We start from the raw sequence: 13,306 nt of genomic DNA on the forward strand, positions 1-13,306 counted from the left end.
GCTCCCGAAGGCGGTGGGTCAGTCAATATCAATATCGACTGATCCATCGCCTTCGGGAGCAAGCCCCCTCCCACAGGGGTTCTTTGCAAGCGGGGGATTTAACCAGCCGCACCGATCCCGGTGTTAGTCCGAACCCTACCTTCAAGCCGTCGCTTCAACCCGCGCGACTCAATCAACAGCTTCGACCCCTTGGCCGCATTCGCCCGGCCCCACTCTTCCAGTAACTCCAGACACGAATGGTCGATGTAGCTCAGGTTATTGAGCGGCACATGCACTGTCGTGCCCTGCGGAATACTGCCCAGCACCTGGGTCAGCGCCGGCACCTTGAGGAACGTCGCCGCGCCCACCAGACGCAATTCCATCTCACCGTCCTGCGGCAGATCGATCAGGCTGATCTTCAATCGCGAAGCCTTGAACGCCAGTTTCAACATCGTCAAACCGAAACCGATCAACACACCGGTCAGCAGGTCGGTGAAGATGATCGCCAGCGCCGTGGCGGCATAGGTGAACATCGGCATCCGCCCGTAACGGCCCAGACCACGAAAGGCCTTGAGGTCCACCAGTTTGAACCCGGTGTACACCAATACGCCTGCCAGGCTCGCCACCGGAATGCTTTGCAGCACGCTCGACAGCAACAGCACGAACGCCAGTAGCCACAGACCATGGAAGATCGTCGAGTAACGGGTGGTTGCACCGGCCTGGACGTTGGCCGAGCTGCGCACGATCACCCCGGTCATCGGCAGCGCACCGAGCAGACCGCAGAGCATGTTGCCGACACCTTGCGCCGACAGCTCACGGTCGAAATCCGAGCGCACGCCGTTGTGCATGCGATCCACCGCAGCAGCGGACAACAACGTTTCGGCGCTGGCGATGAACGCCACGGCAAAAGCCGCAATCAGCAGGGTTGGATCAGCGAGGCTGAGCAAGTCCGCCGGTTTCAGCCAGTCGATGGCTTCGGCGAGGTTCTCCGGTACCTCAACCCGTTTGACCTGCAACGCCAGCAACAGGCTGGCCCCGGTCGCCAGGCCAACACCGAGCAGCGCACCGGGAATGAAGCGCAGCGAATGCGGGCGAAATTTCTCCCACAGCCACATCACCGCAATGGTCGCCAGGCCGAGCAAGCCGGCCTGCCAGCCGAACGACGGCAAGGCTTGCGCCACTGCGCCGGGGAAGGCCGTTAAGTTATCCAGCCCGGACGGTTGCGGTTTGGCATCGAGCATCACATGGATTTGTGAGAGCACGATCAACACGCCGATCCCGGCGAGCATGCCATAGACCACCGCTGGCGCCGTGACCCGAAACCAGCACCCGAGCTTCAGGCGCCCGGCCACCAGTTGCAGGAACCCGGCGAGCAGCAGAATCGGCCCGAGCATCTCGATGCCGTGCTGGCGCACCAACTCGAACACCAACACCGCCAGACCGGCCGCCGGCCCGCTGACCTGCAACGGCGAGCCTGCCAGCCAACCCACCACCAGACCGCCGATGATCCCGGTGATCAGACCTTTGGCCGGCGGCAACCCGGAAGCGATTGCAATGCCCATGCACAGCGGCAACGCGACCAGAAACACAACCACCGAAGCCAGCAGCTCCCGTGGCAACACCGCTTTCAATTGAGCAGCACGCATGATGACTCTCCCGAAGCTTTCTTCAGGCGTGGCGAAGCCGGGCCGCTGAACAGCGGCCGGCGTCATGCCACACAGATTTTTAGGAGGATTTAGAAGCGCGCTTTGGGCGTCGCCACCGGAATCGGATGGCTGCCGTCGAGCGGCAGGAAGCGTCCCTGATCCGCGTCGTAAGCCTTGATTTCGCTGGTTTCGATGTTGTAGACCCAGCCATGGATGAACAGTTGACCGTTCGCCATGCGTGAGGCTACCGAAGGATGGGTACGCAAGTGCTGCAGTTGGGCGATGACGTTCTCCTCGGTGAGGATCGGCATGCTTTCTTTTTCGTCGGTGCAGTTACAGTTTTCGTGCACCATGGTTTTTGCCACTTCGGCGTGGCGCAACCAGGCTTTGACCGTCGGCATTTTTTCCAGGCTGTCCGGATTGAGCACTGCGCGCATGGCACCGCAATCGGAGTGGCCGCAGATGATGATGTGTTGCACGCCCAGCGCTAGTACCGCGTATTCGATTGCAGTGGAAACGCCACCGTTCATCTGGCCGTAAGGCGGCACGACGTTGCCGACGTTACGGGTCACGAACAGATCGCCTGGCGAACTCTGGGTGATCAGCTCGGGCACGATGCGCGAGTCGGCGCAGGTGATGAACATCGCCCGTGGCGATTGCGCCGTGGCGAGTTTCTTGAAGAGTTCTTCCTGCTGCGGGAAGACCTCATGATGAAAATGCAAAAAGCCGTCAACGATCGTTCGCAGCGCTGCATCGGCGGATTCCGCCCCAGGGACGGCTTGCGCCGACGCAGCCAACGGCTGTTTATCCTTGTCACTCATGATTCATCCTCTTTGGCGGATTCGGGGAGTCGTTCCCGTGTATTCCGGTATGAAGCCAGTGGCTGTTTAAAACATCCGGGCCATCCCGACCCGTCAGTCACTCGATGAACAAGGTAGCTGCCGAAACTTAACTCAAACTGAATCAAGCGCTCTAGAACGTGTGTTCCAGGTCACAAAAAACGTGACTGGCGTGTTTCGACGCAAGGATTCCAACCCTCAACCATAAGCCGATTGTCGCTGAATCAACGACATGTGGCGACCCGGCGGACAGAAGGCTGCGCGATCAAGCTGAAGAATTTTTTATCTATGTCATTTGATAATGAGGAGGAAGTTAGTATTAGTTGGCTTGAGTCTCATGTTAGTTGTTCTGTTTGTAGTCGACTTTATTATTTTGAAATGACTAAGTTGTTGTGGCTCAATCGTTTTATTCCTATAGTTTTTTGGGCGGGCATAATTGGTGTGTCCGTCTAATTAATTATTCAAGGATTGAAAAGATGACAACTCAAACTACTTTTGTTACTACCATGAATGCACTGCGCGAATTTCATAAGGCAAGTTGCGATCATACGCCTGGGGCGCGCCGCCAAGTTCTGGCCAAACCGGTTTATCCAACCGTTTCTGCGCTCACTTCGCTGACCCCGGAAGAAGCCGCGGCAGTTGAAGGCTTGAAAGAAGATTCGCAAAGAAACGGTGCCGTTAACACCAATGAAATTCAGAATCAGATCACCGCGGACACCGAGCGGTTCAAGGAAAGCGGTGGTGGTGACGCTGCCAGCGAGGAGTTCAGGAAGCGTATGGAGGAGAAGCGTGCAGCGCAGAAAGAATCTTCCAACAAAATGATCGATGATATGTTCGATAAGGCTATTGATATTGGTGAAAAGTATCCGGCGACTCAGGGGGCAATCCTTTCTGTGTCGGACCAGATCATGGCGTTTTTCAGCAAGTTATACAACGAGATCTATTTCTGGGTCAGCAATATTGTTGAGCAGTTTGTCGAGTGGGTGAAAAACGCTTTGGAAAACATCAAGAATACCGCCCGCCGCATCGTCGACTGGATCAGTAACTGGTTCAAGTAACAGCTTCTCCGAAGCCAGTAGTTCTAAATAATCGCTTGATGGAGCCAGACTCCATCAAGCGATTTTTTATTGTTTTGCGCTCTGCCTACAGCAGAGCCATTTGTGCCCCTGGCGGACAGAAGGCCGTGCAGTCGAGGTTATAGCCCTCACGATGGTTTAAACCGAGACGTTTAATGGCTTTGGCGAAACGTTGCGCCAGCAGGTCGGCGAACGGTCCCTCGCCGCGCATTCTCGCGCCGAAACGGCTGTCGTAGAGTTCGCCGCCTCGGCTCTGGCGGATCAGGCTCAGGACATGGGCCGCACGCTGCGGATAGTGCGCCTGCAGCCATTCCTCGAACAGCGGCGCCACTTCCAGCGGCAGGCGCAGCATCATATAGGCGGCACTTTGTGCACCGGCGGCATGTGCCTCGGTCAGCAGGCTTTCGATTTCGCTGTCGTTGATCATCGGAATCATCGGCGAACACAGCACCCCCACGGGAATGCCTGCTTCGCGCATCACCCGGATCGCCCGCAGCCGTGCTTTCGGTGCAGCGGCACGGGGTTCGAGGATGCGTTTGAGTTCATCGTCCAGCGTGGTCAGGCTGATCATCACCGCCACCAGCCGTTGCTGCGCCAGCTCGGTGAGCAGGTCGAGGTCGCGCAGAATCAGCGAACCTTTGGTGACAATGGTCACCGGGTGCCGGTAGCGCAGAAGCACTTCAAGGGTCTGCCGGGTGATCCTGTGCTCGCGCTCGATGGGCTGATACGGATCGGTGTTGGAGCCAAGATTGATCGGCGCGCATTGGTAACCGCGTTTGCTCAACTGTTCCTCAAGCACCTGAGCGGCGTTGGTCTTGGCGATCAGTCGGGTTTCGAAATCCAGCCCCGGCGACATGTCCCAATAGGCGTGGCTCGGTCGCGCATAGCAATAGATGCAGCCGTGCTCGCAGCCGCGATAGGGATTGATCGAGCGGTCGAACGGCAGGTCCGGCGAAGTATTGCGGGTAATGATGGTTTTCGCGGTTTCGATCATTACCTCGGTGTTCTGCGTTTCGGGCACTTCCTGATACCAGCCGTCGTCCTCGGCCACCGAACGGTTCGGCGCAAAGCGGTTGTGCGGGTTGGTCGCGGTGCCGCGGCCGCGTGGTGGCAATGGAGTAGACATGAAAACGCCCCGATACTGTGTGCATATACAGTATCGGGGCGTTGCTCATCTGGCTAGTGCCGTCGGGCGACTGGTCAGTTGTGTTGCGTGACCTGACCGAGGTCATCGCCGGAGGTGTGCTTCATATCCTCCTTACGCAACTCGGCGACGTCAGCGGCTTTCACCGGCGCCCCTTTGTTGCCCCAGCTGCCACGGATGAAACTCACCACATCCGCCACTTCCTGATCCGACAACCGCCAGGCGAAACCCGGCATGGTGAAGGTCGAGGGTGCCGTGTGCGTCGCCGGCAAGGTACCGCCCTTGAGCACGATGTGGATCAGCGAGGTCGGGTCTTCCGATTGCAGCACCGGATTGCCCGCGAGCGCCGGGAACACACGGGTGTAGCCATGGCCGTCGGTACGGTGGCAGGCCGCGCAGTTATCGATGTACACCGCTGCGCCACGCTGGCTGTCGTCGCCGTTCCACAGGGCTTTGGCCGCTTTCTCATCGTACTGATGCGGCTGATCGTTCGGATCAGTTGCGGGCAGCGACTTGAGGTAGCGGGCGATCGCAGTGAGGTCGGCATCGGTCATGTATTGCATGCTGTGGGTGACCACATCGCTCATGCCGCCGAACACTGCGCTTCGGTCGCTGCGGCCGGTCTTGAGGAATTGCACCAGTTGCTCTTCGCTCCAGCTGCCCAGGCCATCCTTGTGATCACCGCGCAGACTTTTGGCGATCCAGCCTTCCAGCGGCGCACTGCCGGCGAGGAAGTTCTTGCCGTCCGCCGCGCTCAGGGATTTTTCCTGCATGGTCAGCGCCCGTGGCGTATGGCAGGCGCCGCAATGGCCGAGGCCTTCGACCAGATAGGCGCCGCGATCGATCACCGGATCAGCCGAGGTGGCCTTGTAGTCCTCGACCTTCGGCGCAAACAGCCAGCGCCAGCTCATCAGCGGCCAGCGCATGCTCAGCGGCCATGGAATGTCGCTGGCCTTGTTCTCCTGCGCCACCGGTTCGACACCGTGCATGAAGTAGGCGTACAGCGCCTGCATGTCGGTTTCGCTGACACGGGCGTAGGACGGATACGGCATCGCCGGGTACAAGGTACTGCCGTTTTTCGCCACGCCATGGCGCACGGCTTTGTCGAAGTCCTCAAAGCTGTAATCGCCGACACCGGTTTTGTCCGGGGTGATGTTGGTCGAGTAGATCGTGCCGATCGGCGTTTCCATCGGCAGGCCGCCGGCGAACGGCTTGCCGCCCTTGGCGGTGTGGCAGGCCACGCAGTCACCCGCGCGGGCGAGGTATTCGCCTTGTTTGATCAACGCCTGATCAACGTCGGCGGCGTGTACAGCCGTGCTGCCGAGCAGCGCCAAGATGGCGATAACAAGATTTTTCATGGTCATCGCTCCTTATGCCTGAACCAGCGGGCCGGGGTTTTTCAGGTATTGCTCACGAATCGCCTTGGCCGACCAGTAGGTCAACGCCGCCACCAGCCCGGTCGGGTTGTAACCCAAGCCTTGCGGGAACGCCGACGCACCTGGCACGAACACGTTGTGCACGTCCCAGCTCTGCAGGTAACGGTTCAGGGCGCTCTTCTTCGGATCGGTGCCCATGATTGCGCCACCGTTGAGGTGGGTGGTCTGGTAGGCCGCAGTGTTGAAATGATCACCGACCTGCTTGCCGATCACCGCGATGGCTTTCGGGCCCATGGCTTGAGCGACCTTGCCCATTTTCTCGACCATGAAGCGGTTCATCTTGATGTCGTTTTCCTGCCAGTCGAAGGTCATGCGCAGCAGCGGCAAGCCGTAGGCATCGCGGTACACCGGATCCAGATCGAGGTAGTTGCCACGGTAGGACTGATGCGCGCCGTGGGCATCCATCGACACCTGGTGGGTGTAGTAATCGGCGGTCGCGCGTTTCCACTGGCTGCCCCAGGCCGGAGTGCCGGGCGGGTTTGAGGTGCCGGCAATCGGGCGGCTGCCCGCCTGGTTGACCCACATTGGCGAGCCACCGACGAAGCCGTGCGGGCCGTGATCGAAGTTGTCGGCGTTGAAATCGTCCAGCGCCACGCCGTTGCCGCCGGCACCGATGAAGTTGTTGGTGTGGGTGTCCTTGTCGAAGAACGCCTTGATGGTCGCCATGTTCTGGTAGGCGAAGTTACGCCCGACCACGCCTTCGCCGCTGATCGGGTCGTACGGTTTGCCGATACCCGAGAGCAGCATCAGGCGCACGTTGTGCAGCTGGAAGGCGCCGAGGATCACCAGATCCGCCGGTTGCTCGATCTCGCGGCCCTGGCCGTCGATGTACGTCACGCCGGTGGCCTTGGACTTGGTGCTGTCGAGGTTGACCCGCAGCACATGCGAGTTGGGGCGCAGCTCGAAATTCGGCAGGGGCTTGAGCGCCGGCAGAATGTTCACGTTTGGCGAGGCTTTGGAGTACATGTAGCAAACGTAACCGCTGCAGAACCCGCAGAAGTTGCACGGGCCCATCTGCGCGCCGTAGGGATTGGTGTACGGGCCTGAAGTATTCGCGGAGGGCAGGTTGTAGGGTTTGTAACCGACCTCTGTCGCCGCTTTGCCGAACAGTTGTGCGGAAACGGTGTTCTTCTGCGCTTCCAGCGGGAACGGATTGGAGCGATCCGGTGCGTAAGGGTTACCGCCCTTGCCCTGACCGACCAGTTGGCCTTTCACGGTCCAGGCCTGGCCGGAGGTGCCGAAGACCTTTTCGGCGAAATCGAAGAACGGCTCCAGCTCTTCATAGCTGACGCCGAAGTCCTGAATGGTCATGTCCTTGGGGATGAAACTTTTGCCGTAACGCTCTTCGTAGTGGCTGCGCATGCGTAGCTCGATCGGATCGACGCGAAAGTGCACGCCTGACCAGTGCAGACCGGCGCCACCGACACCATTGCCCGGCAGAAACGCACCCAACTGGCGATTCGGCAGGGCGATGTCGTTGACGCTGTGGCGGATGGTGACGGTTTCTTTCGAGATGTCCTGAAAGAGTTTTTTCCGCACGCTGTAGGTGAGTTCGTCGATCACCTGTGGATAGTTGCCGTCGGGGTAAGTGTCCTGCATCGGCCCGCGCTCCAGCGCCAGCACGTTGAGCCCGGCCTCGGTCAGCTCCTTGGCCATGATCGCGCCAGTCCAGCCGAAACCGACGATCACTGCGTCGACCTTCTTCATTACGGTTGCCATGCTCAAGCCCTCTCGCCGCGAATCGAAACTGCCGGGAAGGGGTATTGCTCGTTGCGTTCCACCCAATCCATGAAATCGGCGCGGGCGCCGGGGAAGCCGATCATGGTCCAGCCGACCATGCCTTTATTGCCGCCGTGGATCGGGTCGCAGAAGAACCCTTCCTTGGTGTTTTGCAGCAGCAGGCTGAAGAAAATCTTCGCTGGAACCGCATCGAACTGTGGTTTGCCGGCTTCGAGCTGCTTGAGCAAATCTTCTCGGGTAGCGCTGTCTTGCTCAGCAAATGTTTTACCGTTGAGGGATTTTGCCCACTGATCCGTGGCAGCGATGCCCAGGCGATAGATCTCTTTTGGCACCAGTTTGCTCTGCCAGCCCATCTCCGGCGCGGCGTCGGCGTTGAACGGGCCTTGCATGTACCACAGGGCACCGGCGGCATACGGGGTGTTCATCTGGCGGTCGATGTATTCCGGCACGCCGGCTTCCAGAGCCCCCGGGCCTTGCTCGTCATTGGGGATGAGGTGTGCCACGGCGGCGTTGATGAAGGCCCATTCCTCGGCTGTGAAATAGCTCGGCTGATAAGCGCTGGCGTCAGCTTTGGCCGGTGTGGCTGCGGGCGTCGACGGGGCTGCTTCAGGCGCCGCTTGCAACACGCTGCTGCCCAGACCGCTACCGGCGAGGGTGACCACGGGAATCAGGGTCAGGGATTTGCGCAAGAACTCACGCCGCGGGTTGTCTCGATCTGCGTCAGACATGGGGGTGCACCTCATCAGGCATTGATGGTTGTCCGCCGTTTCTGCGAACGGCGTGAGCATTTTTTCGTCGCGGCGTGGCCCGGTGGTTGACCGGGAAAAGGGGGACGCCTGCAACATCGTGTGACAAATGGTAGCAGGCTATGCATCGGGTTGAACCGATTCAGCGGAAAAAGCTGCGGTTTTTTTACCTGAGTGCTCAATTAAATCGCACGGATTCACGATTCTTTGACAAGTGCCTCACAGGGCTTTGACCGTCAGACGTGGAAGCTGCGAGGCCTTTCATTGATGAATTCCGATACGGTCAGCCCAGCATGTCTCGAGTGCGCCTTTTCCCTGCTTTGTGTTTGTCGCTTGTTGCCCTGTTGCACTTGATGCCGGCCCAGGCTGACGCCGCTGCAACATCGCGTCCCCCTGAATGGGCGCAACCGGTTGAAGTGCAGTACAACTTGTTCCAGATGTCGCCAACCCTCTACCGCAGCGCCTTGCCGGATGGCGGCGCAGTGCCGTTGCTGAAGAACCTGAAAGTGGCGACGGTGATCAACTTCCTGCCGGAAGCTGACAGCAGCTGGCTGTCGGAGCCGGGCATCAATCAAGTGCAACTGCCTTATCGCACCAACCACGTCGATGACGCCGATGTGCTCAAGACGCTGCGCGCGATTCAGGCTGCCGAAGCCAACGGCCCGGTGCTGATGCACTGCAAACACGGTTCCGACCGCACCGGCCTGATGGCGGCGATGTATCGAATCGTGGTGCAGGGCTGGAGCAAGGAAGACGCGCTGAATGAAATGACGCAGGGCGGTTTTGGTGAAAGCGGCCATTTCAAGGATGGCGTGCGCTACGTGATGCAGGCCGATGTCGACAAACTGCGCACCGCGCTGGCCAACGGCGACTGCAGCACCAGTGCCTTTGCCACCTGCTCGATGAAGAGCTGGTTCCAGTCGGTCAACCTCAAGTAAGCCGCACCCTCCACGGCATTGCACCGTGGAGGGTCATTTGCCGGCTCAGTCTTCGGACTTTTTCTTCAGCTTCGGATTCGGAAAGAACTGCACGGCCTGGACGGTCTTGTCCGGCGCCGGCTTGAGCGCGCTGGTATTGACCCGCGTGCCCAGTTCCTTCGGAACCGACAGCCCTTGCTCGTTCAATGTATCCGAGTAACCGCAGGCCACACACTCACGGTGCGGCACGCTGTCCTCGTTCCACATCATCAGTTTGTCCGGCTCGCTGCACGCCGGGCAGACAGCCCCGGCGATAAAGCGCTTCTTGGTAATCACAGGTGCCTCACTCATGCTGCTGCGTCCTCACTCAGGCCGCTATGACGCAAGAGTGCGTCAATCGATGGCTCACGGCCACGGAAGTCGACGAACAGCACCATTGGTGCCTGCGAGCCGCCACGCGCGAGAATCGCTTCGCGGAAGGCGCGTCCGGTTTCGGCGTTGAGCACGCCGTCTTCTTCAAACCTGGAGAAGGCATCGGCTGACAGCACTTCCGCCCACTTGTAGCTGTAGTAACCCGCGGCGTAACCGCCGGCGAAGATGTGCGCGAAGCTGTTGGGGAAGCGGTTGTACGCCGGTGGACGCATGACCGACACCTCGTCGCGCACGCCTTCCAGCACTTGCGCCACGCTGCGGCCGTCACCGTGAGTGGCGTGCAGTTCGAAGTCGAACAGCGAGAATTCCAGCTGACGGACCATCATCAGCCCGGACTGGAAGTTTTTCGCCGCGAGCATTTTTTCCAGCAGGTCTTGCGGCAGCGGCTCGCCGGTTTCGTAGTGACCGGAGATCAGCGCCAGGCCTTCCGGCTCCCAGCACCAGTTCTCCATGAACTGGCTCGGCAGCTCGACCGCATCCCACGCCACGCCGTTGATCCCGGAAACACCGGCGTGATCAACGCGGGTCAGCAGGTGATGCAGGCCGTGACCGAATTCGTGGAACAGGGTGGTCACTTCATCGTGGGTCAGCAGCGCAGGCTTGCCGCTGTCGGCCGGGGTGAAGTTGCACACCAGGTTGGCCACCGGGCTTTGCAGCACGCCGTCGACGGTGCGGCGACGGTCGCGGGCGCCGTCCATCCACGCACCGCCGCGCTTGTTGGCGCGGGCGTAGAGGTCGAAGAAGAAGCGGCCGACGTGCTGGCCGTTTTCCTTGATTTCGAACAGGCGCACGTCCGGGTGCCAGGTGTCGAAGCCTTTCAGCTCGGCGATTTCGATGCCGTATAGACGCTGGACGATAGCGAACAGACCGCCGAGGACTTTATCGATCGGGAAGTAGGCACGCAGGGTTTCCTGAGCGACGCTGTAGCGCTGCTCGCGGAGTTTCTCCCCGTAGAAACCACTGTCCCAGCTTTGCAGATCGGCGCAGCCCTGTTCGGCGGCGTAGGCGCGCAGCTGCTGCAGATCCTGCGCAGCGAACGGCTTGCTGCGTTTGGCCAGGTCGCGCAGGAAGCTCAGCACCTGATCGCTGGACTCGGCCATTTTCGTGGCCAGGCTCAGCTCGGAGAAACTGGCGAAGCCCAAGAGTTTTGCCAGTTCCTGACGCAGGTCGAGGATCTCTTCCATGACCGGGCCGTTGTCGTTCTGCCCGGCGTTCGGGCCTTGGTCCGACGCACGGGTGCAGTAGGCGGCATAGACTTCTTCACGCAGCGCGCGATCCTGGGCGTAGGTCATCACCGCGTAGTAGCTCGGGAATTCCAGGGTGATCAGCCAGCCGTCGAGGCCTTTGGCCTGCGCGGCGGCAGCCATTTGCGCCTTGGCCGAATCAGTCAGGCCGGCGAGGGCAGCCTCCTCAGTGACGTGCTTGGTCCAGGCTTGCGTGGCGTCGAGCAACTGGTTGGAGAAGCGGCTGCCCAGCTCGGACAGCTTGCTCTGCACTTCGGCGTAGCGCTTCTGTTCGGCTTCCGGCAGGTCGATACCCGACAGACGGAAATCGCGCAGGGCGTGTTCCAGAATGGTTTTTTGCGCCACGTCGAAACCGGCGGCTTCCGGGCTGTTGGCCAGCGCTTCATAGGCCTGGAACAGCTCGCGGTTCTGGCCCATCTCGGTGGAGTAGGCGCTCAGGGCCGGCAGGCACGACTCGTAGGCTTCGCGCAGTTCGGCGCTGTTGCACACGGCGTTGAGGTGGCTGACCGGGCTCCAGGCAGCGCCGAGGCGATCGTTGAGTTCGTCCATCGCCAGCACCAGGCCGGCCCACGTCGGATTCTGGCCTTGGGTCTTGAGAATTTCGGCGATGGCGGCGCGGTTGTCGGCCAGGATGGTTTCGATGGCTGGCAGCACGTGTTCGGCACGGATCGTGGAGAACGGCGGCAGGTCGTAGGACTGCAGAAGAGGGTTGTTCACGCTCACGGTTGGCACCTTGGCTGGAAGAAACATGCGCCCATCTTAATTACAATCGACACTCACCGCAGCTATCGGCGACAGAGAGAGAACTTATCGTGTCCGTTCGCAAGTACCAGAATCACACCCCGCAGCTCGGCAAGGGCGCGTTTGTCGACGCCTCCGCGGTGGTGATCGGCGACGTCGAAATCGGCGAAGACAGCTCCGTGTGGCCGCTGACCGTGATCCGTGGCGACATGCACCGCATCCGTATCGGCGCGCGCACCAGCGTGCAGGACGGCTGCGTGCTGCACATCACCCACGCCGGCCCGTTCAACCCGGATGGTTTCCCGCTGCTGATCGGCGATGACGTGACCATCGCCCACAAGGTCATGCTGCATGGCTGCAGCGTTGGCAGCCGTGTGCTGATCGGTATGGGCAGCATCGTCATGGACGGCGCGGTGGTCGAGGACGATGTGATCATCGGCGCCGGCAGCCTGGTGCCGCCGGGCAAGCGCCTGGAAAGCGGTTTCCTCTACGTGGGCAGCCCGGTGAAGCAGATTCGCCCGCTGACTGACAAGGAACAAGCCTTCTTCACCTACAGCGCGGCGAACTACGTGAAGCTCAAGGATCTGCATCTGGCCGAAGGCTACGATCAGCTCTGAATCGACCTATACCTGCTCAGGATTTCTCATGCACTACCAGACCGTACTGTTCGACCTCGATGGCACCCTGACCGACCCGCGTGAAGGCATCACCCGTTCCATCCAGTTTGCCTTAAGCAAACTCGGCATCGACGAGCCGGACCTGAGCAAACTCGAACACTTCATCGGCCCGCCGCTGTTGCAGGCGTTCATGCAGTTCTATGGCTTCGACGAGGCCAAGGCCTGGGAGGCGGTGAATTTCTATCGTGAGCGCTTCAAGGTCACCGGCCTGTACGAGAACCGTGTGTTCGACGGCGTCACGCTGTTGCTCGAGACCCTGAGCGGCCAGGGGCGGCAGCTGTACATCGCGACCTCCAAACCTTGGGAATTTGCCCGGGAAATCGCCCGGCATTTCGACTTCGCTAAACACTTCAAGGTGATCTACGGCAGTGAGCTGGATGGCACGCGGACCAACAAGGTCGAGCTGATTGCGCACCTGATCGCCGAAGAAGGGCTGGATCCGGCCAATACGCTGATGATCGGCGACCGCAAGCATGATCTGATCGGCGCGCGCAGCAACGGCGTGGACGCGGCGGCAGTGGGCTATGGGTTTGGCAGTTTTGAAGAGTTGAGTGCCGAAGCGCCGGCTTATCACTTTGAGACTTTGGCTGAGTTGCATCAGGCGTTTTTGCGGCGCTGATCAGTCAGTCTTCGCGAGCAAGCCCGCTCCCACAGGAGGCATGCATGTCACCTGTGGGAGCGGGCTTGCT

The 13,306-nt window shown here is 60.2% G+C and carries 12 protein-coding genes; 4 read left to right on the forward strand and 8 right to left on the reverse strand.

The annotated features are described in order from the left end of the window. Positions 1-98: 98 nt before the first annotated feature. Together QMX91_RS22290 and QMX91_RS22295 are read right to left on the reverse strand one after the other, a co-directional pair. Positions 99-1,625, reverse strand: a complete 1,527-nt coding sequence (locus QMX91_RS22290; protein WP_282413386.1) for a SulP family inorganic anion transporter — start codon at positions 1,623-1,625, stop codon at positions 99-101. An 89-nt stretch (positions 1,626-1,714) separates the two neighbouring features. Further along, on the reverse strand, positions 1,715-2,446 hold the full coding sequence (locus tag QMX91_RS22295) for a carbonic anhydrase (protein ID WP_098966495.1): 732 nt from the start codon (positions 2,444-2,446) through the stop codon (positions 1,715-1,717). Positions 2,447-2,940: 494 nt separating this feature from the next. On the opposite strand from QMX91_RS22295, the gene QMX91_RS22300 reads away from it, so the two are divergent. Next, on the forward strand, positions 2,941-3,522 hold the full coding sequence (locus QMX91_RS22300; RefSeq protein ID WP_134785098.1) for a hypothetical protein: 582 nt from the start codon (positions 2,941-2,943) through the stop codon (positions 3,520-3,522). 85 nt (positions 3,523-3,607) lie between these two features. On the opposite strand, the gene QMX91_RS22305 is transcribed toward QMX91_RS22300, so the two are convergent. From QMX91_RS22305 to QMX91_RS22320, 4 genes are all read right to left on the reverse strand, one after another. Further along, positions 3,608-4,666 (reverse strand): PA0069 family radical SAM protein, encoded by a 1,059-nt coding sequence (locus QMX91_RS22305; protein ID WP_134785099.1) that lies wholly within the window; start codon positions 4,664-4,666, stop codon positions 3,608-3,610. Between the two features lie 74 nt (positions 4,667-4,740). After that, a complete protein-coding gene (locus QMX91_RS22310) occupies positions 4,741-6,042 on the reverse strand; it encodes a cytochrome c (protein WP_282413387.1) in 1,302 nt (433 codons plus the stop codon). Between the two features lie 12 nt (positions 6,043-6,054). Then, positions 6,055-7,839: a GMC family oxidoreductase gene (locus tag QMX91_RS22315; RefSeq protein WP_047597066.1), complete on the reverse strand. Its 1,785-nt coding sequence runs from the start codon at positions 7,837-7,839 to the stop codon at positions 6,055-6,057. Positions 7,840-7,841: 2 nt separating this feature from the next. Then, positions 7,842-8,588, reverse strand: coding sequence for a gluconate 2-dehydrogenase subunit 3 family protein (locus QMX91_RS22320; protein WP_027610213.1), 747 nt, complete (start codon positions 8,586-8,588; stop codon positions 7,842-7,844). Between the two features lie 311 nt (positions 8,589-8,899). Between QMX91_RS22320 and QMX91_RS22325 the strand changes: the two genes are divergently transcribed. Further along, the gene (locus QMX91_RS22325) at positions 8,900-9,544 is read left to right on the forward strand and encodes a dual specificity protein phosphatase family protein (protein WP_027610212.1); all 645 of its coding nucleotides are present in this window, start codon (positions 8,900-8,902) and stop codon (positions 9,542-9,544) included. 45 nt (positions 9,545-9,589) lie between these two features. On the opposite strand, the gene QMX91_RS22330 is transcribed toward QMX91_RS22325, so the two are convergent. Beyond that, positions 9,590-9,874, reverse strand: coding sequence for a YheV family putative zinc ribbon protein (locus QMX91_RS22330; protein WP_007962808.1), 285 nt, complete (start codon positions 9,872-9,874; stop codon positions 9,590-9,592). Then, positions 9,871-11,949: an oligopeptidase A gene (gene prlC / locus QMX91_RS22335; protein ID WP_282413388.1), complete on the reverse strand. Its 2,079-nt coding sequence runs from the start codon at positions 11,947-11,949 to the stop codon at positions 9,871-9,873. Before prlC ends, QMX91_RS22330 begins: the two co-directional genes overlap by 4 nt. A 62-nt stretch (positions 11,950-12,011) precedes the next feature. Here prlC and QMX91_RS22340 point away from each other — a divergent pair, with 62 nt between their 5' ends. Together QMX91_RS22340 and QMX91_RS22345 are read left to right on the forward strand one after the other, a co-directional pair. Next, positions 12,012-12,557, forward strand: a complete 546-nt coding sequence (locus QMX91_RS22340; RefSeq protein ID WP_282413389.1) for a gamma carbonic anhydrase family protein — start codon at positions 12,012-12,014, stop codon at positions 12,555-12,557. 28 nt (positions 12,558-12,585) lie between these two features. Further along, entirely contained in the window at positions 12,586-13,236 is a 651-nt protein-coding gene (locus QMX91_RS22345) for an HAD family hydrolase (protein ID WP_135294674.1), read from the forward strand. Positions 13,237-13,306 lie beyond the last annotated feature (70 nt).

The organism is Pseudomonas sp. PS01299, from assembly GCF_029960145.1.
In the GTDB taxonomy this organism is placed as follows: Bacteria; Pseudomonadota; Gammaproteobacteria; order Pseudomonadales; family Pseudomonadaceae; genus Aquipseudomonas; species Aquipseudomonas putida_A.